Below are 23635 nucleotides of genomic sequence, written 5' to 3' on the forward strand. Positions count from 1 at the left end.
ATATATGTAGTGTTTAGAACTCAAAAATGCGTAAGTCCTGATTTAATTAAGATAAAAATTAACCACAAAAATATAACAAAAGTTATGAAGAAAAAAATAGTTATTATTGGTGCAGGTTATGCTGGTGCAAGTCTAGCAAGGTTATTTAACGATCAGGCTCAAATCATAGTATTGGAGAGTGCTAAACGTCCGGGAGGATTGTGTAAAAGCTATTATAAAGAGGGAATGGTTTATGAGTATGGTCCTCATATTTTAGCTAATCATCATTGCTCTGATGAAGCGATCGCCTTTATTCTTAAACATATTGATTGTGTGGAGACTGGATTAACCTCCGCATCTTATGTGAAAGGAAAATTTACCTATTATCCTCCTCATCAGAAAAATGCTGAAATTTTGGGTATTAAAGAAATTGTAGAAGAAGAATGGAAAAACCTACCCCATATTCCTAATGAAGAGAACTTTGAAACTTATTTAATTGATAAAGTAGGAAAAACTTTTTATGAAATATATTTTAAAGATTTTACCGAAAAATTTTGGGGAATTCCTCCGAAAACAATGTCAGCAGAATGGGCAAAAATGCGACATTTAGGTGAATCTTTAAAAGATGAAAAGATGTTTTTTAATAAACGATGGTGTGCATATCCAAAGAGCGACTGGAATGAATTGTTTAAGAATCTTTTGCAAGGGATAAATGTCGTCTATGATGCTCTAGTTTCAAAAGTAGATTTGGATAAAAAAGAGGTTATTTTAGATTCAGGAACGACTATTTCCTATGATATGTTGATTTCTACTATGAGTATAGATAAATTGTTCGGGTATCCGTATGGCAAATTAAAATATTCCGGTTATGAAATAGAACCTGTTATTTTAGAAAGGGATTATTATGGTGAATTCAATAGTAAACCTATTTCTATGACTTACTTTCCTGAAAAAGATCATATACAAGCTCGAATTACTGATTATAAGAGCTTTCAAAAAAAGGAAACTTTGGAAACATATCAAGGAAGAACTATAATCACCATAGAAAAGCCTTCTCATAAACAGGAATTTTATCCCTCTAACGATAGTGAAAATGCAAAACTATTGGAAAAATATTTAGAGTTAGCCGCAACTCATAAAGATGTTATTACTTTTGGTAGAAAAGGACTGTATAAGTATTTGACGACTGATACCACTACAGAAATGGCACTTCGCCTTCAGAAATATTTTCCTGATTGGCAAGAGCTAAATGTTGCTAGTCGTCTAGATGCCTATAATATTGTGAGAGGGAATTGGAATAATTAGTAAAAAGGTTGAGGAGAAACTAATTATTTTTTAGTCCAACGATTTACATTATTCATAAAAATTTCCTCTAATATATCTTTAATGGTGTAGGTTAATTTCCACTCAGGGTAATGATTTGTAAATTTTTGGATATCACTAATCCACCAAATATGATCCCCAATTCGATTAGATTCTACATAACTATAATCAAGCTTTTTTTCTGTAATTACTTGACAATAATCAATGGCTTCTAACATTGAGCAATTGCTAAAACGACTGCCTCCTATATTATAAATTTCCGCTACTCTAGGAGCTTGATAATAGTGCCAAAAAGCATTGACTAAATCATAGCTATGAATGTTATCACGCACTTGTTTGCCTTTATATCCATAAATTTGATATGGTTCTCCAGTCATAGTGCATTTCATCAAATAAGATAAAAAACCATGCAATTTAGCCCCTGAATGACTAGGCCCTGTCAAACATCCACCTCGAAAAGAAGCTGTTTTTAAGTTAAAATAACGACCATATTCTTGCACTAAAATATCAGCAGCTACTTTAGAAGCTCCATATAGAGAATGTTTGGAATTATCAATACTCATATTTTCATCAACACCTTGAAAGTAATGATGTGACTTCTGAATTTCCCAGCGTAGTTCTTGCTCAACCAGGGGTAAATAGTTAGGTGTATCTCCGTAAACTTTACAGGTTGAACAAAAAATAAATACAGAATTTGGACAGTGCTGACGAGTATTTTCTAGTAAAACTAAAGTGCCATTAGCATTAACAGTAAAATTAGTATAGGGGTCTTTAGCTGCCCAATCATGGGAAGGTTGACCTGCCGTATGAATAATTAAACTAATGTCTTTGCCATAAGTCTGGAAAATTTTAGAGATTTCTTGTTGGTCTCGAATATCAGCATTATGATGAATATAACGCTCTCCATAATCTTCTAAAAGGCGATCGCGATTCCAATCTGTTGATGCTTCTTCACCAAAGAAAAAAGAACGCATATTATTATCAATGCCAACAACAGTAAAACCTTTGGCGCAAAAAAAACGCACAGATTCAGATCCTATTAATCCCGCTGCTCCTGTTATTAAGATAATACTCATGTTGTGTCTATCCTCAGAATATTTTTCAATAATAAACTTACTATAAGATTGTTTTAATAAATTAGCAATCAGATAATTATAGATTTTATTGATTTTTGTAGATTTCTGGGAAATGTTTCAAGCTGTAGTCAAAGCAGGATATTGGTTTGGCGCTATGGTGAATGTTCCACAATCCTATTCACTGGTGAGGTGTACAGTAGCTCCTAGTTTTGATTTTAATGATTTTGAGTTGGGTAAGCAAGAGAAATTAAATAAACTTTATCCCCAACATCAGTCTCTGATTGAGAAAATGACACGATTAATATTGTGAGAGGGAATTGGAATAATTAGTAAAAAGATTGGGGACAAACTAATTATTTTTTAGTCCAACGATTTACATTATTCATAAAAATTTCCTCTAATATATCTTTAATGGTGTAGGTTAATTCCCACTCAGGATAATGATTTTTAAATTTTTGGATATCACTAATCCACCAAATATGATCCCCAATTCGATTAGATTCTACATAACTATAATCAAGCTTTTTTTCTGTAATTACTTGACAATAATCAATGGCTTCTAACATTGAGCAATTGCTAAAACGACTGCCTCCTATATTATAGATTTCAGCTACTCTAGGAGCTTGATAATAGTGCCAAAAAGCATTGACTAAATCATAGCTATGAATATTATCACGCACTTGTTTGCCTTTATATCCATAAATTTCATAGGGTTCTCCAGTCATAGTACATTTCATCAAATAAGATAAAAAACCATGCAATTTAGCTCCGGAATGACTTGATCCTGTCAAACATCCACCTCGAAAAGAAGCTGTTTTTAAGTTAAAATAGCGACCATATTCTTGCACTAAAATATCAGCAGCTATTTTAGAAACTCCAAATAGAGAATGTTTTGAATTATCAATACTCATATTTTCATCAACACCTTGAAAGTAATGATGTGACTTCTGAATTTCCCAACGTAGTTCTTGCTCAATAAGGGGTAAATAGTTTGGGGTATCTCCGTAAACTTTATTCGTTGAACAAAAAATAAATACAGAATTTGGACAGTGCTGACGAGTATTTTCTAGTAAAACTAAAGTGCCATTAGCATTAACTGTAAAATCAGTGTAGGGATCTTTAGCGGCCCAATCATGGGAAGGTTGAGCTGCTGCATGAATAATCAAGCTAATGTCTTGACCATAAGTCTGAAAAATTCTAGAGATTTTTTGTTGGTCTCGAATATCAGCATTATGATGAATATAATGCTCTCCATAATCTTCTAAAAGGCGATCGCGATTCCAATCTGTTGATGCTTCTTCACCAAAGAAAAAAGAACGCATATTATTATCAATGCCAACAATAGTAAAACCTTTGGCGCAAAAAAAACGTACAGATTCAGAACCTATTAATCCAGCTGCTCCTGTTATTAAGATAATACTCATGTTATGTCTATTCTCAGAATATTTTTAAATAATAAACTTAATATAAGATTGTTTTAATAAATTAGCAATCAGATAATTATAGATTTTATTGATTAGAGTTTTGGCGATACCTAGGTGCTTAGTTCAGTATATCTAGTATCTGAACTCAAATATCCTGCAATTAACATGACGGTTATTTAAGTTTTTATGGATAGAGATAGAATCAGAAATACTGGGCGATCGCTGAAAAAATTATAGCGTTAGGGGAGCTTTGCGTCAGCAATCGCTCTATTTACTATGCGCTATATATAGTGTATTTGCGTAAGTCCTGACTATAGTTTTATGTCGGTTTTATGAAGCAGCGTAGTTTAGATAGAGGTTATCGACCTGGAATCGTACTAATTGATGCTGGTGCATGGTAACAACACAGCATTTCTGAAAAAATTAGAAGAAAGAAAATTAGAATAAAGCTTTGACTGAGAAACAGGTAGATTAATCTGACTTCTTTTAGCCGATTAATGACTCGCTGCTCTCTGATGACGTTCTCTCAGATAAGAAAGAAATTCTTTACCTTCACGCAAACGACGCACTAACATTTGCGGGTCTACTAGCATTTCACCAACTATAGGAATAATTGACTTCGGTCTAAAATAAAACCGACGATACATCTGCTCTACTCCATCTTCAATTTCACTACCTGACAAATTAGGATACTGCAACGCTGACATCTGAATTCCAGAATTAGCAACCAAAGCATCGCCAGTAAACCAACCATTTTCCTGAGCTTGACTATATAATTCTGTTCCAGGGTAGGGGGAAGCGATCAAGACTTGAATCGTATGAGGGTTTACTTCACAAGCAAAACGGATAGTTTCCTCAATAGTTTCTCTACTCTCATTGGGTAAACCGAGAATAAAAGCTCCATGAACTTTAATCCCCAACTTATGGCAATTTTCCATAAATTTGCGGGCGACTTCTAATTTGATTCCTTTTTTGACTCCATCCAAAATTTGTTGATTTCCAGATTCAAAACCTACCAAAAGCAAACGTAGACCGTTATTTCTCAATTCTTTAAGAGTGTCATAATCTAAATTTCCACGAGCGTTGCAACTCCAGGTTAGCTTCAGTCGCTTCAAATGTTCGCTAATAGCGATCGCTCGTTTTTTATCAATAGTAAAGGTATCGTCATCAAAAAAGTATTCTCGCACAGAGCTGCCCCAAATAGCTTTTGCTTCTGCCATTTCTCGCCCTACTGCTTCGGGACTTTTGGCTCGGTATTGATGTCCGCCAATAGTTTGTGGCCACAAACAGAAAGTGCATTTAGCAGGGCAACCGCGACCTGTATATAAGGAGATGTAGGGAGCGAGTAAATAACCAATTAGATATTTGCGAATATCCAGATGTTCTGCATAAACAGGAAAAACACTAGGCATTGCATCCCAGTCATGAATTAATTCTCGTTCTGGTGTATGGTGAATATTGCCTTGGGAATCATGGTAACTCAACCGTACGAAAAAAACTGTAGAAAATCGTAACAGCTTTTATCTTGATATTGGATTAACCAATACAGGCTGTACGGCACAGCTCACTATTCCCTCGGGAGGAAATGCCTCTGGGAATTTCTTTCTANTAATAGTTAGACTGTCAGAGTCTGGGTCGCTGTCTACTCCGTTGCCGTTGTCGTCTGTGATGATGTTTCCGCTGGCTGGGGTGCCTCCGTCTTTGGTTGTGCTATTGCTGTTGTTGGTGGCTGTTGGGTCTGTGTTTGTGCCATTAACTGTGATGACTAATTCGGCTGTGTCTTCTCCTCCGTTGCTGTCGCTGAGGGTGTAGTTGAAGGTTTCTGTAAGGTTACCATCGGAGGCTAGACTCTGAACGTCTGGGTTGCTTTGGTCTACGTTATATTGGTAGGTTCCGTCTGGACTGATGGTTAATGTTCCATAAGTGCCTGGGATTTCTGTATCTGCGGCACTGATGGTTGTTCCTTCAATTTCACTAATAGTTAGACTGTCAGAGTCTGGGTCGCTGTCTACTCCGTTGCCGTTGTCGTCTGTGATGATGTTTCCGCTGGCTGGGGTGCCTCCGTCTTTGGTTGTGCTATTGCTGTTGTTGGTGGCTGTTGGTGCGTCCTTGTCATCCCGATAATCAAAGTCTGTAGTGGTGGGTGCAGCATTGGAACCATCGTCCGCAGTGTCGTTATCGCTGTCGTCGAGGTTGAAGTTAGTACCATCGTGGGCGTCGCCGTTAACATCACTGTAGTCGTCAGCTGATTCAACGGTATCATCAAGACCATTAGCTCCCACTGTACCTGTGGTCATGCCACTGCCATCATCAGTGAGACCCAAACCAGATTCAGTGATGTCATTGATGCCATCGTCATCACTGTCAGTGTCAAGGTAATCTACATTACCGTCGCTGTCGGTGTCAACAGGGGTTAAGCCATCAGTGGTGGGAAGATAAGCGGAGTTTAAACCCTGATTAGTGGTGTAGGTGGCATCATCATCAGGGTTGGGAGCTATGTAATCTTGAGTTGTTTGGGCTTCGATATTATCGGGGATGCCGTCGTTGTCTGAGTCGAGGTCGAGGTGATTAGCAATACCATCCCCGTCTTTATCGAATGACGCTGCACGCAACTCAATATTGTCGAGCAAAAAGTCATTTCCTCCAGGTGAGTTTCCTGTTGATGCTAGATCAACCTGTAGTTGCCCTGACGCTGGTGCCTCAAAAACGAATGAAAAGTTTGTCCAAATGACTCCACTGGTAGCACCATCACCGCCTTCATTCGTTATCCCAGAATTGCCACGAGGAAGTCCGCCCGTATTCATCACTTCCGTCATTGAACCGCCAGGCTGTCCAATTTGCACCCCGATAGAGTTAGGATCTCCCGATATTTCAGAATTTGCTGCCCAGAATGAGTACTGATAGAGTTGTCCAGGCACAAGATCTGTTATGGTATCCGAAAGGGTTGGAATTTCGCCCGCGTCCGGATCTGCTGTAAACATCCGACCATTCCTTCCGTAAACAGGGTCGATGACCGGATCTGCCTGTGATCCGTTACGACGGCCCTCAAGATCAATGTTCGCAACGATTGACCAATCGCCATGTGTAATATTGTCGTATTCACTGTAGTTTGCATCCAAACTGTTGCCATCTTGGTCGATGACGAACCCCGGATAGGGATTCACGGTGGGTGAAACTGTTTCTGATGTATTTGAATTACCGTCGTCAGCAGGAACAACAGCTGTTCCAAATGTTCCTTGATCAAAGTTGTTGTATATGTTTGGTCCAAAGGTAAGAATGTCGGAGACATCAGACAGAATTACCGCTGTCCCATCAGCCGTGAATGTGCGGCTGTTAATCAGTACATCATTTGCGTTGAACGTTAACCCCGCAGAAGACTCTACAGTATCGAGAATACCGTCATTGTCGTCGTCGATGTCGTCTGTGTCTGGAACATTGTCACCATCGGTATCAGTCTCAACATTTAAACTCCGATAATCTGCATCGCTTGTATCAGAATCTGTATTTTGCAGATTGTTGATTGGGTTATTAATATCTCCATCAGGAAAGGCGTAGCTGGCATTAACACTATCATCAATTCCATCCCCATTGTCATCATTACCTGAAAGGGTTTGCCCAGACTCATCTACATCATCAGTAGTATCGTTATCAGAGTCAGCATCAAGGTAGTCAGGGGTATTGTCGTTGTCAGTATCTTCAGGTGTAACCAGGCCAACTGCAGTGGTAACGCCATTAGCATCGACTGCATTACCAGGGGAGGTGTAGCCTGTTGTCGGCTGGGCTTCAACAGCATCAGGGATACCATCGTTATCGGAGTCGAGGTCGAGGTAGTCGGGGGTGCTGTCGGCAGGGCTGTCGCTATTGACGGGGGTAGTGCCTGTTCCGTTGCCATCAGTGCCTTCAATCGCATCCACTAAGCCATTAGTGCCGACGGGAGACTCGCTGTCTGAGATAGTACCGTCGTTGTTGGTGTCTAAATCAAGTATGTTTTGGGGTGCGCCACTTTCAACTAGGTCAGCGATGCCGTCGTTGTCGGAGTCGAGGTCAAGGTGATCTTCAATGCCATCCGAGTCTGTATCCCTTCCTGATGTTGCAGTACCGTAGGTTAAGGTATGAAAGCCAAGGGTAACAGTCCCATCATCACCATCACTTTTTCCGGAGGTAATTTCCAGTCGAGTGATAGACTGATCGATAGTGAAGGTCAGTTGGTTAACTGTTGGGTCAACACCACCATTACTGTTGGCTGAACCATAGGTATTGTTAGGAATTCCTGCTCCTGTGATTAATTCTACACCGTCAGCTAGATCGACAAAGTTATCGGAGGTTAATGTAATTTCTGTATCCCCATTGAAGGCTTTCATACTCACAGCATCATCGTTATTGAGTCCCCCAATGATCATGCTGAAAGGTGTGGTATTTTCAAACTCAAAGACGTATAAGGCAGTCTTGCCATTGGCAATATCAGTATTCTCTGGCTGTACTCTAATAAAGTTATTAATGGGGGTATCAAAGCTACTGCCATCCTCAATTAACTCAACACCATCTTTCCACGTCGCACCTCCCTGTAACGATGATGTGAAGTTGAAAGAGTTACTACCCGCGTCTCCAAGACTATTGAGAGTTTGATTTGATAAGTCTGTATCAAAGTCATATTGATCGTCGTTAATGACTGCGACTGTAGTGACAACTCCAAAACCTTCTTCTGTATCCAGGATACCGTCGTTGTCATCGTCGATATCGTCCGCGTCGTCAACTAAATCGCCGTCGGTATCTGCTAGTACATGCTCCCACTGGTTTTGAACCTCAGAATTAAAAGCTAAAACCGCTTCAAATTGGCTAGTTTTTACATCTAATTCCCAATTTCCATCTTGTGCTGCATGACCAATTTTAGAGGTCGAAGCAGCAATTTCTGCGCCTGTGAGTTGGTGTAATTTTTCAATAAATTCTGCTCCTGCATCTCCCGCTGCGACACGGCAACCGTAGAGCAATATATTATTAGCTGACCAAGTTTCTAACTCAGCAGCATAGTCATTAATATTTTTAATATTTAATTGGCTATTCCCCAACTGCAAACAGCCAGGGGTACCATGAGAAACTATATGAATAGATGATATCTGAGGTAATTTTTGAATAACTTTAGTAATCTGCTGAATAGCATTTTTACTAGGATCGAGAATAACTACTTGGAATCCTGGTAAAACACCATTCGCTAGACTCTGATAATCTTCTACATTAGAGTCTATAAAAACTATTTGTTGTGAGGTGCCTGATTTAGTAGATAATTCAACGAAATTGTTGGATTTTTCGCTAGATGCGGATTGGCAGATGTTTAATCTAGTCATGGTAATTTATTTCCTGATGAATGAATTATTAATGGTAAATATTTTTGAGAGGCTTTATAATTGCTATTTATTATTAGGCTATAACTATCAATACCTTTAATATAAGAGAAGCAATAAGTATTTTATATCCTCTAATTAGGCAATACTTAATTCACCCATTTGGGTGATGCATAAATCGTTAATTTGAGGCTAATAAAAGTCATAAAACAGCCTAAAGTATATAAAAACAATAAATTATAAAAAATAATACATTATAAAAATAACTGCAAATAATGGAATTAAAGTCACTTTTTATTCCTCATTTTTTTTCTTAATTTAGACTGAATATCAGTCATTTTAAAATTGCAAAAAAACGTAATGAAGAATATCTTTGTTTTGTTTTACTTTCTTTAACATTTCCATCATTACTGATTTTTTTTTGATCCGCTACTGGGGAAATACTTAATTTTTCTAGTTTCAAGAAATATAATTGAAACCGTTAAAGCACTTATAGGACTACCATTTCCTCAAGTTTTGACTCTGTTTTTCTTTGACAATGATAGAGATCACAATTATTGGGTGACTTTATTACCGAATAATTAAGGTTTAAAGCCTCTCCTTTAAAGGAGAAACAAGCGGTCGTTTGCTTCGCAACGCTGACGCGAAACGCGACAGCGGAACGGAGTTCTCTCTTCGCAGCTTCCCGAAGGGTGGGATGGCGCAATTTGGAGCGACTCTGATAAGAGCGGGTCTCCTCCCCATATCCATGAGACCAAGAGAAGAAAAAATTTTCATTATTAGTCAATCCTCTCCTTGAAAAGAAGAGGTAATAATTAATAATTAATAATTAATTAGAGTTGTTGGGAATTAAGCTAAAAAAATAGCTCAAACCCTTACTAGTCAATGTTTATAGCGTTTTTAATCTATGAAATCATGAAAACCTTATACGGTAAGCTTTTGAGCATTGTTCAATTTTTATTTCCCAACAACTCTATTATTCATTGTTGAACTCCTATCACCCTCATACCCCATACTTATTTTAAGGCGTTGCATATTTGTGGGATAAATTGTAGTCTTGGAGAAAAAAGAAGTTAGAAGTATTAAAGATCAAATGTACCTGTTCCAAAAAGATTCATCCCTTGATTCAACAACGCCTATTTTAAAACTGGTAGTGGGTGGGGAGATTGGGAGATTGGGAGATTGGGAGATTGGGAGATTGGGAGATTGGGAGATTGGGAGATGGAGTCCGAGGGCAATGGTTTGTGTAAACCTAAAGGTGAATATCTACAGGAAATTTAAGTTTTTTTCAGCCTTTTAAGCCTTCTTCTCTTTTCCTTCTTCCTTTCTCTTACAATACTGATGCTACCGGACTTGATTTGAATATGATTTTTAAGCTTTTTGAGAGTTCGTCGCAGATAAAACAGCAATATGCACGATCGCATCACCTTGATTAACCAGAGGATTTTGTAAACTACCAATAACTATTCCTGCACAGGAAGCATTAACAGTAGTATTTTTTTCTCCAAAAGCATCTGAAATTATACCTAAAACTTGCTTCTTAGTAACTTTCTGACCTAGTTTCACATATAGTCTCAAAATCCCACTACTAGAAGCTCTCACCCACTTAGTCTCATAAACTTGTACCGTTGGTTGTGGATCTATGTACGTTTCTTGTTGATACATATTTAATGCTCCCATTACCTGCATAATCCCTTCTACCCCTACTTTAATTGCATTTTCATCAAACCGTAATGCTTCTCCTGCTTCGTACAATAAGACAGGAATGCCACGTTTTGTGGCCGCTTCGCGTAGGGAACCATCTCTGGTTTGGGAATGAATTGTTACTGGTGCAGCAAATGCTTTTGCACATTCATAAGTTCTACTGTCATGGAGGTTTGCCCGAATTTGTGGTAAGTTTTTGCGATGATCTGAAGCGGTATGTAAGTCAATACCATGAGTAGATTTACTAACAATTTCTGCCATGAATAAATGAGCTAAACGACTGCCAAGGGAGCCTCTATTTGAACCTGGAAAAGAACGATTTAAGTCACGACGGTCTGGTAAGTAACGTGATTGTTCTATGAAACCAAATATATTAACAATTGGTACTGCAATTATTGTACCTCTTAATAGAGATGGAGAAATTTTTTGTAATACTTGACGAATAATTTCTACACCATTAATTTCATCTCCATGAATAGCAGCACTTAACCAAAGTATCGGCCCTGTATGACTACCATTTATAACTGTAACTGGTAAAGTAATTAAAGTTTGAGTAGGCAGACGCGCTACTGGTATTTCTATGCGTTGTCTTTGTGCTGGAGGAATAATTAAACCACCGATTTCGATCATTTTTTACTGAGTTTATGGGTAAGAATATCAAATGTAATTTTTAAGTATAAAGATGAAAATTACATTTCAACTGGGTTGTCTTTTAGTAAAAAGAGTAATCTTTTCCCCATCTGAATATAATTTTTGAGATAATATAGAATCCGGTTATACAGTATATGTTTATAATTCTATCCACACTTTCGGAGCCTTCAATCTCTCGACCTCCCCTTCTCCCCACACTCCCCACCCTCCCCACACTTCCCACCCCCAAACATAAGATAAGTATTCAACCGAATTTTATATAATATATTAAGGAGGTGGGTCAAATTAAATAGAAAATAGGTAAGCATTTCCTACGGAATGCTGCGCAAACAGCTATTAGCAGTCAGCTATCAGCAACAAGACTCTCTCATATAGGACAGTGTTTAAATTAACAACTGACTCTAAGGGTAAGGAAGCCAACTTTTGTAGTAAGACAATTAAATATTGCTTTGATCCTAAACTAAAAGTAATAGCTGAAGTTCGCAGTTCCTCCTCCGGAGGCTAGCTGATGGCTGACGGCTGAATGCTTACGAAAATAGTTTCTGGGAGGGATACAGGAAATAGGGAGCAGAAATTAAACAATTTTTCTTATCCCATTTGACATTTGCCTCTTAGTCTGATATTGCAATTAGTTTTTTATTTTTCTCTCCCTGTATAATTTTCGGAGCTAGTTAGTATACTTCATAAATATGAAAACTACTATATTTATTTATTCCATCGGTTCAACTTTATTAACTAATAATCATATTATCAGTATGTTAATCAATAAAATATATTGTATAAGGGATGAATTTTATTTGATCGAAATCATCTCTATTTTTCATAATAATTTTACCTATATTTATATTTTTTCTTATTTTTGAAAGTAATTTAACAATTGTTTAATGCAGCAATCACCCAGTTGTGTTAGTTATAAAATTAATTTCAAATTACCCAGACAGATGAAGGTAAGACAGATAATTATTAGTATAATTATACTATAAAGATTCACTTATAGGATTTTATAACTATGATATATATTATTTTTGCATATTTTTTGGGTTGTAATTTTTTTTTTACTCAGTTGTTTATCAGAAAATACAACTGAATAAATATCAAGAGAAAATATTAATTTTTATACCATTAAGGCAACATTATGGTGCAATTACCAAACAATTTGCACTGACATTTTTTCCTACATATATTCTTATAGGAGGTGTCATTGCTAACAGTTACTACATATAATTTAGCAACAAAAAAAGTAATAAAACTAGAATAAAAGCGAGTTGTATAAGTAAAAAATATCCTCATAAAAACTCATTTGTGTCTTTTATTTTAGTTCTACAAAGTTTAGCTAAACCACCAGACATACGAGAATATTTTGCTGATAAAAAAAATAGTTATCAAAGACAAAACTCACATTTAGAGCATATAGAAGAACAGTTTGTGGCATTTGATAGTACCCTCACTATCCTCCATAACCGCCTGGGGGCAAAACCAGGTGCTTCAGAAATTCAGGTAATCAAAGACTATGACCAGTTACCTCTTAGACCATCTTTGAGTAAAGCTATATCAGCAGTTTTAATTAATTCAAGTAGGATATAAAGAGATTGCTTTCAGATAAAAGGGAGTTTAATTCATGTTAAAATTTCTAGTAGATAATCTCATAAAAAGGGGGGGACGTTTCTGGAGACGACAAGGTTCTAATTATCTCCAAAGTATTTCCCGCAAAATTTCTCTCCGTAGTTTTTTAGTTATTTTCTTTGTGTTACAAATATCAGTAGTAATGTTACTACTGCAATGGGTAACAGTTTGGAATGGGTATCAGGCTTGTTATAACTTAGCAGGAATTCTCCATGAAGAAATTATCAATAATGTTACTAACTTACTAGAAAGCTACCTGCGTCAACCTCTATTAATTAATCAGGTGAACCACAATGCTGTGAAATTAGGTTTATTGGATTTATCCGATCTAGAAACAACAGGACGTTTTTTCCTCCAGCAAAGCCAGATATTTGATGTCAGCTATATTAATTTTGCCAATGAGGCGGGAGGATTTGTGGGTGCTGGGACAGCCAATAATAATATAAGTATTGATATTACAACTCGCTCCCATCCTCAAATCGTATATGAGTATGCTGTTGACTCTGAAGGAAACTTGGGAGATGTTCGCAGCACTTATGCCTACGATTACAAAATAGAAGACTGGTATACTCAGCCGATTAAAGCAGGTAAAGCTATCTGGAGCGACATCTATGTCTGCGATGGAATAACCGATATCTTAGCAATTTCTGCAAGTTACCCCCTCTATGACGACAACCAAAAATTAATTGGTGTTTTGGGAGTAGATCAAGCGATTTCTGATATTTCCAATTTCCTACAGAAGTTACAAGTTAATAAATCTCAGGTAGTGATGATTATGGAACGTTCTGGAATGTTGGTTGCTAGCTCCTCAAAATCACCTTCTTTTGAAGTGATAAATGGTAAAGCAAAACGGTTGGCAGCAGTTAATAGTCCTGACCCCCTGACTCAAGCAACTGCTCGATCTTTGCAGCAACAGCTTGACAACATAGAGACAGTTGAGTCAGATCAACATTTTAATACGGAATTACTAGGCGAGCAATATTTTGTTCACGCTTCAAGTTGGGGAGAAAATTTAGGTTTGGACTGGCTGGTCGTTGTAGCTACACCGGAGTTTGCCTTAATGACAGGTGTCTATGCCAAGCTGAAAACCATCGTCCCAGTTTCTTTAGTCGCATTCATACTAGCAATACAATTAGCCATTAAGATTTCGCGTTGGCTTACTGCTCCTATTCTCAGCGTTCATCAAGCATCTTTATCTGTTGCCTATGGAAACTTAGACCAGAAAGTGCCATTAAAAAGTATTGCCTCTTGGCTACCAAATATTCGTGAGCTAGACGAATTAGCGATCGCTTTTAATCTGATGGCTGCTCAGTTAAAAGTTGCTTTTGAAGCATGGGCAGAAATGAATCAGGCCTTAGAAGAACAGGTAGAGGAACGCACTGTACAACTGCAAAGGAGTCGCAGACAGTTAATTTCCCACAATCAGGCACTGATTGAGCTGTCTAAAAATAAGGTATTAACTCAAGGAGATTTCTTGGCAGCTTGCCAAAAAATTAATGAAGTCATATCGCAGACATTAGAAGTCAAACAGGTAGGTATTTGGCTGCTAGATGATGCTCACACTCTCATTCGATGTGTGGATTTTTACAGAATTACTACAGACGAACATACTCAGGGATTAGAATTGCAGGTTGCTGACTATCCAGGCTACTTCCAAGCTTTAGAAAATAGTCGTGTACTGGTGATTGACAACGTACATTCTGATACAAGAGTCAAAGATTTGCTTCCGGAATATCTGATGCCGTTTGGTATCACTTCCATGTTGGCTCCTTTGATTTATTCTGGCGGAAAAGTCATTGGAGTTATTTGCCTGGAGCATATTGGTACCCCTCGTACCTGGACTTTAGAAGAACAAAATTTTATTACTACTCTAGCAGATTTAGTAGCCTTAGCACTAGAAGCAAGTGAGCGAGTTGAAGCAGAGCGTGCTCATCAGTTAGCACAAAAAGCACTTCATCAGAGCGAAACCCGAAACCGGGCAATGTTAGAGGCAATTCCAGATTTAATTATGCGGGTGCGACGAGATGGCACTTGTTTGGATTTTATTCCTCCTGAAAGTCTAGATATGGTAGATTTTTCGCCTAATGATCAACCTTTACCACCAAATTTATTAGAGCAGCAGTTTTACTATATCAATCAAGCAATACTCACAGACAAACTGCAAGTCTATGAACGACAAATTATCAGGTATGGTGAGGTACATTATGAAGAGCTCAGAATTGTCGGCAATGGAGAAGAGGAAGTGTTAATCATTGTGCGAGATATCACCGAACGAAAACAAGCTGAGGAACAAATAAAGCAATCTTTAGCAGAAAAAGAAGTACTACTGAAGGAGATTCACCATCGCGTTAAAAATAACCTTAATATTATCTCTAATTTATTAGATTTGCAATCCTACTCAATTACTGATAAAATTCTGCTTCATCTATTTAATGATACTAAAAAACGTATCCAGACTATGGGATTAATTCACGAACAGCTTTATAAAGGTAATAATTTAGGAAAGGTTGATTTTAGTGAATATATAAAACAGTTAGTTAATAACATTTTTTGTTCCTGTAAAAGCAACTATAACAGAGTAAATCCTATTGTCAAAGTTGATGCCATATTGCTCAATTTAGAAACAGCTGTTCCTTGTGGATTACTGATTAATGAACTTCTGATGAATGCTTTCAAACATGGTTTTCCTGACCAAAGAGTAGGAAAGGTTCAGATTGCGATGTTCAAAGATGTCAATCAAAAATTAGTTTTAGAAGTATGTGATAATGGTATTGGAATACCTTCAACAGTTAATTGGGAAACTTCTAACTCTCTGGGCCTAAAACTCGTCCGTCTTTTGGCGAAACAGTTAAACGGAACTATTACTTTTGATACTTCTAACGGTACATCTATTAGCTTAATTTTCTCAGAGTTAAAGTACAAAAAACGGTTTTAAAATGTCAATTATATTATCTTTGGAGGTATTACAATGAAAATCCCTACCCATTCTGCAAGAAATAATCAAGTTAACTACAGTGCAACTACTAAAATTCTGATTGTTGAAGATGAATTAATTGTGGCGGAAAACCTCAGGATGGTTTTACAAAAACTAGGCTATGAAATTGTCGGGGTTATTCACTCTGGAGAAGAAGTAATACAACAAGTTGCGACAAAAAATCCAGATTTGATACTCATGGATATCATGCTTCAAGGCGAGATTGACGGAATTACAGCAGCAGAAAAAATCTATCAACAATTCCAGTATCCAGTAATTTTTACAACAGCTTATGCTGATGATGATACCATTGAACGAGCAAAACAGACAAACCCCTATGGTTATTTAATCAAACCTTTTCAAATCATAGACTTAAAAACTACTATAGAGATTACCTTGCAACAGCACCAGTCAGTTGTTGCTGCTAAAGCAGAATATACTGGAAAACTTGAAGATGCTTACCAAAAGTTAGAGCGTTTGCACAAGTATGATCCACTGACCAACCTACCCACTAGAAAAGTTTTGCAAAGTATGTTTGAAGAGATAGTAAATAGATTTTCACTTCCCATAGTAAACAATTCTTCTCATTTCCAGCAATCTCTTTACATACCAGTATTTTGTCTGAGTCTTGATCGCTTCTATAGAACCTACCAATACATGGATCGTCAAGAAACAGACTATCTACTGCAAACTGTAGCCAAGCGAATTGTTGAGGTAGTAGGAAAAAATAATGTTGTTGCCCGTACAGATATCAATGAGTTTACCCTGATTTTGGAGCCTGTTGAGTACTTGGGTCAAGCTAGCGAAGTTGCTGACTCTGTATTAACAGCAATCGCCAATCCCTATATTATTGGAGAGCGAGAAGTTTTCCTCACAGCAAGTCTTGGTGGAGCGCTCTATCCTCGTGACAGCAACAGTTTTCTCTCTTTATTACAAGATTGTCATTTAGTAATGCAAAAAGCCCAAGAGCAAGGAGGTAACCGTCATCAATTCCATAGCTCACAGGGTAAAACCCGCAATACTAACTGGTTAGCTCTAGAAACAGATTTGCACTATGCGATAGAGCGCGAACAACTTCAGCTTTATTATCAACCAAAAATAGACCTAAAAACAGGTAAAATTTCTGGTGCTGAAGCTCTTTTGCGTTGGCAGCACCCACAGTCAGGTTTCATATCTCCAGCAGAATTCATTCCTCTAGCAGAAGCTACTGGTTTGATTGAAACTATTGGAGAATGGGTATTAGAAAATGCCTGCCAACAACTCCAAGTATGGCAAAAAGATGAGCTGCTCAAAGACTTTAAAGTGGCTGTTAACATTTCAACTTATCAACTTCGACAGCCTCAGTTACAGCATAAGTTTTCCAAAATATTACTAAATCACCAACTCAGTGCTAATTTTATAGAGTTGGAGTTGACTGAAAGTGCTCTGGTGGAAGATATCGATCTAGCCCAGCAACAGTTAGAGGCTTTCAAAAGTCTAGGACTGAATCTAGCGATCGATGACTTTGGCACTGGCTATTCGTCTCTGAGTTATCTCTATCGATTTCCTTTTGATACTCTCAAGCTCGACCGCTCGTTTTTATCCAATATTCACAAGCATTCTAAGAACAGAGCTATTGTAATTGCAATGATTCAGATGGCACGTCAACTAGATCTTACTGTTGTAGCTGAAGGAGTGGAGACTGAAGATGAACTAGCATTCTTGCAAAAACACCATTGTGATATGATTCAGGGTTATCTTTTTAGTCCCCCTATTTCTGCACAGGCATTTTCTGACTTAGTACATCAGGGAAAAATTTGGCCAATTATATAGCAGAAGGAAGAACGAAGAAGGAAAAATCTGTTGTCTGAGTTTTAATGTTGGTAGTCCTGCGGAGCGTAATGGTATACAGCAAAAAGAAATACCTGGCACGGGAGCAAGACGCTCCCACTGCCGTGCCTTGTAACAAACATTGCCGGACAATGCACCACCACCAAAATGTTATTCTATCGATCTCGAAGGAATATCCGAAATTTCTGCTAGCTCCAGTGTTCCCCGTTGAATTTACCGAATAATTAAGGTTTAAAGCCTCTCCTTTAAAGGAGAAAAAGAAAAAATTTTCCTTTTAGTCAATTCTCTTCTTTTCCAGGAGAGGTAATTATTAATTATTAATTATTAATTGTTGAAACCTACCACCTAAGAACTTTATTATAACAAATCAAACGGACATGATATAACTACAGCTTGTCAATCTTCAATGCGATCGCACACTTAACCTTTTTCTGCATTTTTCTCTAAAAACTCAATTATCTTGCCAGAAACATCTACTCCTGTAGCTGCTTCTATTCCTTCTAGACCGGGAGAAGAATTCACCTCCATCACCACAGGGCCATGATTAGAGCGTAATAAATCTACCCCAGCAACTCTCAACCCCATTGCTTTAGCTGAACGGGTAGCAGTTGAACGTTCTTCAGGAGTTAATTTAATTTTTTCTGCTTTACCACCCCGGTGCAAGTTGGAGCGAAACTCACCCTCAGCTCCCTGTCTTTTCATAGATGCTATTACTTTATCTCCTACTACAAAACATCGCAAGTCTGCACCACCTGCTTCTTTAATAAATTCTTGAACTAAAATATTAGCATCCAAGCCACGAAAAGCTTCAATAACTGACTTAGCAGCTTGATAAGTTTCGGTTAAAACTACTCCGATTCCTTGAGTTCCTTCTAATAATTTAATTACCAAAGGAGCACCTCCCACGGTATTAATTAAACCATCAATATCTTTAGTAGAATTAGCAAACCCAGTTACAGGTAATCCAATTCCATCTCTAGCTAATAATTGCAAACAATGTAATTTATCACGAGACCGAGAAATACCCTGAGAAGGATTTGTGGTAAAAACCCCCATCATTTCAAACTGTCTAACTACAGCCGTCCCATAAAATGTTTTAGAAGCACCAATACGAGGAATTATAGCATCAAATCCTACCAACGGTTCACCTTTATAAATAACTTGAGGTTTCATCGAAGTAATATTCATATAACAGCGCAAGTAATCAATAACTTGCACTTTGTGACCTTTTTTTTCTCCGGCTTCTAGCAATTTTCTAGTTGAATAAAGAGTTGGTTCAGTGGATAAAATAGCGATTTTCATTTTGTTGTTTTCCTACCATTTTTTGCTCTTCTTTTTGACTATTTTTTGCATTTTTATCTAAATAAGATTTGCCTGGATTAATTAAGAAAAATCCCCGCACTGCTTGTCGTCCCAACAACATTCTAAAACCCATTAATTCACGATTAGTTAATGTTAACTCAACTTGCCATTTTTTTTGCATTAAATTTACTTCTGTGAAAATAACAGGGCGTAATTCTGCTTGCCCGCTAGAACTACGAACATTACGTTCATCTATTAATTCTGCTTCAGCAATTACTGTTTGATTCGTATCTCGTTGTTGGGGATTAATTTTAAATTTTACTCTTGGTTTACCATCAATTTCAAAAGTCTCAATATCAAAAGCGTGTAAACTAGAGGTACGAGCGCCAGTATCGATTTTTGCCTTGATTTTAGTAATGCCAATTTCGGGTAATGCTATCCATTCCCGCCAGCCAATAATTGGTAATTCTTGATGTTTCATTTTTAGTTTTAGGGAGTAGGGAGTAGGGAGTAGGGAAGATGGGGAGCAAGATAGGGAATAAGCAAAAAATATTTACCTTGTTAGTTGTACCACATTAATCACCGAATCTACTGTAAGTAAGAAGGTTGTAAATTTTCCCCCATTTCCAGCTTTTAACTTTTGATTTTTGACTTTTAAAATGGTGCGTTACGGCGTAATTTTAAGTTTTGAGGTACAACCACATTTACACGGTTGCGCCTAACGCACCCTACACACTATCTACACTACAGTACCCAAAAATTTAGGGAGCAAGATGCTCCCACTACTTTTAACTTTTAACTTTTAACTTTTAACTTTTGACTTTTATAAAAGGGTCGCTTAACAACAATAGCTGCATAATTTTTACCCCTAACTTCTACTTCCAATTTTTGACCTACCTTAGCTAATTTTTTTGGTACATAAGCTAAAGCGATCGCTTTCCCTAAAGTTGGAGACTTAGTACCGCTGGTAACTTCCCCCACCACTTTGCCATCACTGACAACAGGATAACCATGACGAGCAATAGAGCGATCGAGCATTTCCAAACCTACCAACCGTTTTGATACTCCTTCCACCTTCTGTTTTTCCAAGACCTGACGACCAATAAATTCTCCCTTTTTATCTAGATGAACTAACCAACTTAAACCCGCTTCTAGAGGAGTAGTCTTAGTATCAATATCTTGACCATAAAGAGCCATCGCAGCTTCTAAACGTAGAGTATCTCTTGCTCCCAAACCGCAGGGAGTAACGCCAGCATCCAACAAACTACGCCATAACTCCACACCCACAGACGGGTCAACCATAATTTCAAACCCATCTTCCCCAGTATAGCCAGTTCTGGCAATAAAACCAGGTTGTTCTAATACAGTAATATCTGAATGCCCGAAAAATCCAATTGATGCCAAATTTTCCTTGACAAATTGCTGCACATAAGATTCTGCTTCCGGACCTTGGACAGCTAATAACACTTTTTCCTCAGAAATATCTTGAAATTTAACACCACTATTTTCTAGATTACTTAAGATCCAGGCTTTATCATTAGCTTTAGTGGCAGCATTAACAATCATAAAACCCCGTGCTTCGTTGGTAAGGGGGTCATCACTTTGACGATAGAAAATGAAGTCATCAATAATACCTCCCTGGGGGTTTAATAAGACAGTATATTGAGCTTTACCAGGTTCTAAGCTACTCAAGTCGGAAGGTACTAAAAGTTGAATTTTTTCGATTAAGTCGTGGCCTTGAGCGATAAACTTGCCCATGTGGGAAATGTCGAACATTCCTGCTTTTGTGCGTACTGCCTCATGTTCGGTGCTGATGCTGGTGTATTGTACTGGCATTTCCCAGCCAGAAAATTCTACCATTCTGGCCTTGAGTTCTGCTGCTAAGTCGTATAGAGGTGTGCGAGAAAGAGATTGTGTTGATTTGGCCACTGGTATGTCCCTTATTTGTAATAGACTTTATTGATTTTAGGACATTGTGGGTATTTACAGGAGTCAGGAGTTAAGAGGGAGTAGCGATCGCTCTGCTGTCTTATTGTTGTAGTGCGAGCATCTTGCCCGCCACAGATTAATTTAGTAGACCGTTTCATCTAAAATATGGCATTAGTTTTTGGAGCTAAATTCTTGCTATAGGTAGATCGCAGCATTTTCCTAAAGCAACATTAAGCAACATTTAAGATGAAACAGTCCAGTAGTGGACTGACACAGCTAAAACTGTGCAATAGATTTTTGTTTCTAGGTGTCTTTTTCTCCCGACCCTTCCCACCCTTCCCACACTCCCTATCTAATGCACCATTTTAGATGAAACGGTCAAGTAGGGTGCGTTAGACAACTACAATCATTCGCTGTGAGAAGAATTTAACAATCTGTCGTAACGCACCATAAGCACAATTGCCAAATATGAAGGTTATCTCCTCATACTCCCCTCCTTGTGGTATAATTTATGTATTCTTTTGTGCATGACCCGTGCCGGATTGAATGTTTCTGCCATAGTTATTATTGTTGCGGCCGTTGTCCGCACCGTGCTAAAATTAATCTTGATGTAAGTCTAAATGACTTCCATTGTTCTAGCTAAAATTGTCTAATTGAAGAAAGGTAGAAAAAGTGAGAAACAGTTATGTCAAATGTTCTCGAAGTATAGGTTCAGTTCTACTAATACTCATTCAGTTGTTCTTTATCCAATTCTGGATTTTACCTGTTGAAGCTATAGCAGCACCTATTTACCACAGCATGGGGACGCTGGAGGTATGCTATGGTCCAAAACCTGGACAAAACGCACGTTCAGCAGATAATTTTTCAAACAGGGACCCCCCTGACGGCTCATGGTTGAGATGGGTTGTTCATCATGCACCTGCAGGGCAGCCAACTTTCAACATTGATCATGACAAGAAGGAAGAAGACACTAGATGGTATACTGGTGTCAGGAACAACGACGAGTTTCCCGTCGATACTGAGAATGGAGATCCTGGAGGGTAATTAACAGCTTGACATAATCTATGATTATCTATTATAATCTATGAATATCTATATTTCATTTTATGCTACTAGGATTCAAAACTGAGTTACACCCAAATAATCAGCAAAAAACCTTATTGGCTAAACACGCTGGTGTAGCTCGTCATGCCTGGAACTGGGGATTATGGCTTACCAGAAACATCCTTAATCACAATCAGCGTCATCCTGATAGTAAACTTAAATTTCCTACTGCTATTGATTTACATAAGCTTTTAGTAGCAATGGTCAAACCTAAAAACTATTGGTACTACGAGGTTTCTAAAACAGCGCCTCAGTATGCTTTGAGATATTTGTCATCAGCTTGGAAGCGTTGTTTTAACAAAATTTCTGGTCAACCTAAATTCAAGAAAAAAGGTAGGGATGATAGTTTTACTTTGGATGGTTCAATTACAGTCGGTTTTAATCGTATAAAGTTACCTCGAATTGGCTGGGTTAAAACCTTTGAAATCTTGCCAGACAATGTTACTCCCAAGTCTGTAACTATTAGCAAAAAAGCTGATAGATGGTTTATTAGTTTCAAGATAGAAACAGAACCTCAAGTCACTGATAAATCAGTTGATGTCGTTGGTGTAGATTTAGGTGTAAAATCTTTAGCTACACTGTCAACTGGTGAGGTTTTTGTTGGTGCAAAATCTTACAAAAAGTTAGAGTCTAAACTATCACGACTGCAATACCTTAACAGGAATAAAACTAAGTTTTCCAACAACTGGAAAAAAGCACAGCTAAAAATAGCGAGACTACACACAAAGATAGCTGATATCAGGAAAGATACGTTACATAAACTAACGACCTATTTGGCTAAAAACCACAGTCAAATAGTAATAGAAGACTTAAATGTATCAGGAATGATGTCAAATCACAAGTTAGCTAAGGCTGTTGCTGACATGAGTTTTTACGAGTTTCGCAGACAGTTAGAATACAAGTGTGAGTTATATGGTTCAGAGTTAATCATCATTGATAGATGGTTTCCTAGTTCTAAAACCTGCAGCAGGTGTGGAACTGTTAAAGAGTCTCTATTGTTATCAGAGCGTGTTTTTGAATGTGAAAACTGTGGTTTCAGTTGCGATCGAGACTTGAATGCAGGGTTAAATTTAGCTATGGCGGTCAGTTCGACCGTGAATGCCTGTGGACTGGATAACGCCGACGTTGCCAGATAGAAACAGGAATAGAACAGATAATCATAGATTTCTATAGATTATCATAGGTTTCTAAGAACGGCATAGTATTTATCCAATCACATTACGACCAATCATGTCGAATTGTTCGGATGACAATACATATACTTTACAAGCTTTTTGGTTCTTCCCGCCAGAGCTATAACCATTACCTATGTCCTAACCTTAATGCGTAGTGCTACATCATCAATATTTGTGATTGATGTACAAAACCTGACAATTA

General features: G+C 37.7%; 14 protein-coding genes. 6 read left to right on the top strand and 8 right to left on the bottom strand.

Going from position 1 to position 23635, the window contains the following annotated elements; translation table 11 throughout:
• Nucleotides 1-9 precede the first annotated feature (9 nt).
• The gene (locus tag F6K23_RS07000) at nt 10-1284 is read left to right on the top strand and encodes a UDP-galactopyranose mutase (RefSeq protein ID WP_293152535.1); all 1275 of its coding nucleotides are present in this window, start codon (nt 10-12) and stop codon (nt 1282-1284) included.
• Nucleotides 1285-1307: 23 nt separating this feature from the next.
• Here the strand turns inward: F6K23_RS07000 and F6K23_RS07005 are convergent, their stop codons facing one another.
• The gene (locus F6K23_RS07005; protein ID WP_293152538.1) at nt 1308-2378 is read right to left on the bottom strand and encodes an NAD-dependent epimerase/dehydratase family protein; all 1071 of its coding nucleotides are present in this window, start codon (nt 2376-2378) and stop codon (nt 1308-1310) included.
• A gap of 112 nt (nt 2379-2490) precedes the next feature.
• Between F6K23_RS07005 and F6K23_RS07010 the strand changes: the two genes are divergently transcribed.
• On the top strand, nt 2491-2688 hold the full coding sequence (locus F6K23_RS07010; RefSeq protein WP_293152541.1) for a cupin domain-containing protein: 198 nt from the start codon (nt 2491-2493) through the stop codon (nt 2686-2688).
• A gap of 43 nt (nt 2689-2731) precedes the next feature.
• On the opposite strand, the gene F6K23_RS07015 is transcribed toward F6K23_RS07010, so the two are convergent.
• The 4 genes from F6K23_RS07015 to F6K23_RS07030 form a co-directional block, all read right to left on the bottom strand.
• On the bottom strand, nt 2732-3802 hold the full coding sequence (locus tag F6K23_RS07015; RefSeq protein ID WP_293152544.1) for an NAD-dependent epimerase/dehydratase family protein: 1071 nt from the start codon (nt 3800-3802) through the stop codon (nt 2732-2734).
• A 494-nt stretch (nt 3803-4296) separates the two neighbouring features.
• The gene (locus F6K23_RS07020) at nt 4297-5286 is read right to left on the bottom strand and encodes a radical SAM protein (RefSeq protein WP_293152547.1); all 990 of its coding nucleotides are present in this window, start codon (nt 5284-5286) and stop codon (nt 4297-4299) included.
• A gap of 36 nt (nt 5287-5322) precedes the next feature.
• Complete coding sequence (locus F6K23_RS07025; protein ID WP_293152551.1) at nt 5323-9144, bottom strand: DUF4347 domain-containing protein; 3822 nt, start codon at nt 9142-9144, stop codon at nt 5323-5325.
• A 1368-nt stretch (nt 9145-10512) separates the two neighbouring features.
• Nucleotides 10513-11475: a succinylglutamate desuccinylase/aspartoacylase family protein gene (locus F6K23_RS07030; protein WP_293152554.1), complete on the bottom strand. Its 963-nt coding sequence runs from the start codon at nt 11473-11475 to the stop codon at nt 10513-10515.
• 1323 nt (nt 11476-12798) lie between these two features.
• Here F6K23_RS07030 and F6K23_RS07035 point away from each other — a divergent pair.
• From F6K23_RS07035 to F6K23_RS07045, 3 genes are read left to right on the top strand one after another with little or no spacing between them, the layout of a single operon-like run.
• On the top strand, nt 12799-13080 hold the full coding sequence (locus F6K23_RS07035) for a hypothetical protein (protein WP_293152557.1): 282 nt from the start codon (nt 12799-12801) through the stop codon (nt 13078-13080).
• A 34-nt stretch (nt 13081-13114) separates the two neighbouring features.
• Entirely contained in the window at nt 13115-16054 is a 2940-nt protein-coding gene (locus F6K23_RS07040) for a histidine kinase dimerization/phosphoacceptor domain -containing protein (RefSeq protein WP_293152560.1), read from the top strand.
• Nucleotides 16055-16087: 33 nt separating this feature from the next.
• On the top strand, nt 16088-17905 hold the full coding sequence (locus tag F6K23_RS07045) for a bifunctional diguanylate cyclase/phosphodiesterase (RefSeq protein ID WP_293152563.1): 1818 nt from the start codon (nt 16088-16090) through the stop codon (nt 17903-17905).
• Nucleotides 17906-18343: 438 nt separating this feature from the next.
• On the opposite strand, the gene rimK is transcribed toward F6K23_RS07045, so the two are convergent.
• The 3 genes from rimK to gcvT all read right to left on the bottom strand — a co-directional run bounded on the left by rimK (nt 18344) and on the right by gcvT (nt 21154).
• Nucleotides 18344-19225 (bottom strand): 30S ribosomal protein S6--L-glutamate ligase, encoded by an 882-nt coding sequence (gene rimK / locus F6K23_RS07050; protein ID WP_293152566.1) that lies wholly within the window; start codon nt 19223-19225, stop codon nt 18344-18346.
• Entirely contained in the window at nt 19200-19706 is a 507-nt protein-coding gene (locus F6K23_RS07055; RefSeq protein WP_293152569.1) for an ATP-dependent zinc protease, read from the bottom strand. The genes rimK and F6K23_RS07055 overlap by 26 nt, the downstream gene beginning before the upstream one ends.
• 314 nt (nt 19707-20020) lie before the next feature.
• Nucleotides 20021-21154: a glycine cleavage system aminomethyltransferase GcvT gene (gcvT, locus tag F6K23_RS07060; RefSeq protein WP_293152572.1), complete on the bottom strand. Its 1134-nt coding sequence runs from the start codon at nt 21152-21154 to the stop codon at nt 20021-20023.
• Nucleotides 21155-22260: 1106 nt separating this feature from the next.
• On the opposite strand from gcvT, the gene F6K23_RS07065 reads away from it, so the two are divergent.
• Nucleotides 22261-23394 carry an RNA-guided endonuclease TnpB family protein gene (locus F6K23_RS07065; protein WP_293152575.1) on the top strand — a complete coding sequence of 378 codons (1134 nt, stop codon included), beginning with the start codon at nt 22261-22263 and terminating at the stop codon, nt 23392-23394.
• The last annotated feature ends 241 nt before the right edge of the window (nt 23395-23635 follow it).

Source organism: Okeania sp. SIO2C9, assembly GCF_010672455.1.
Lineage (GTDB): Bacteria > Cyanobacteriota > Cyanobacteriia > Cyanobacteriales > Microcoleaceae > Okeania.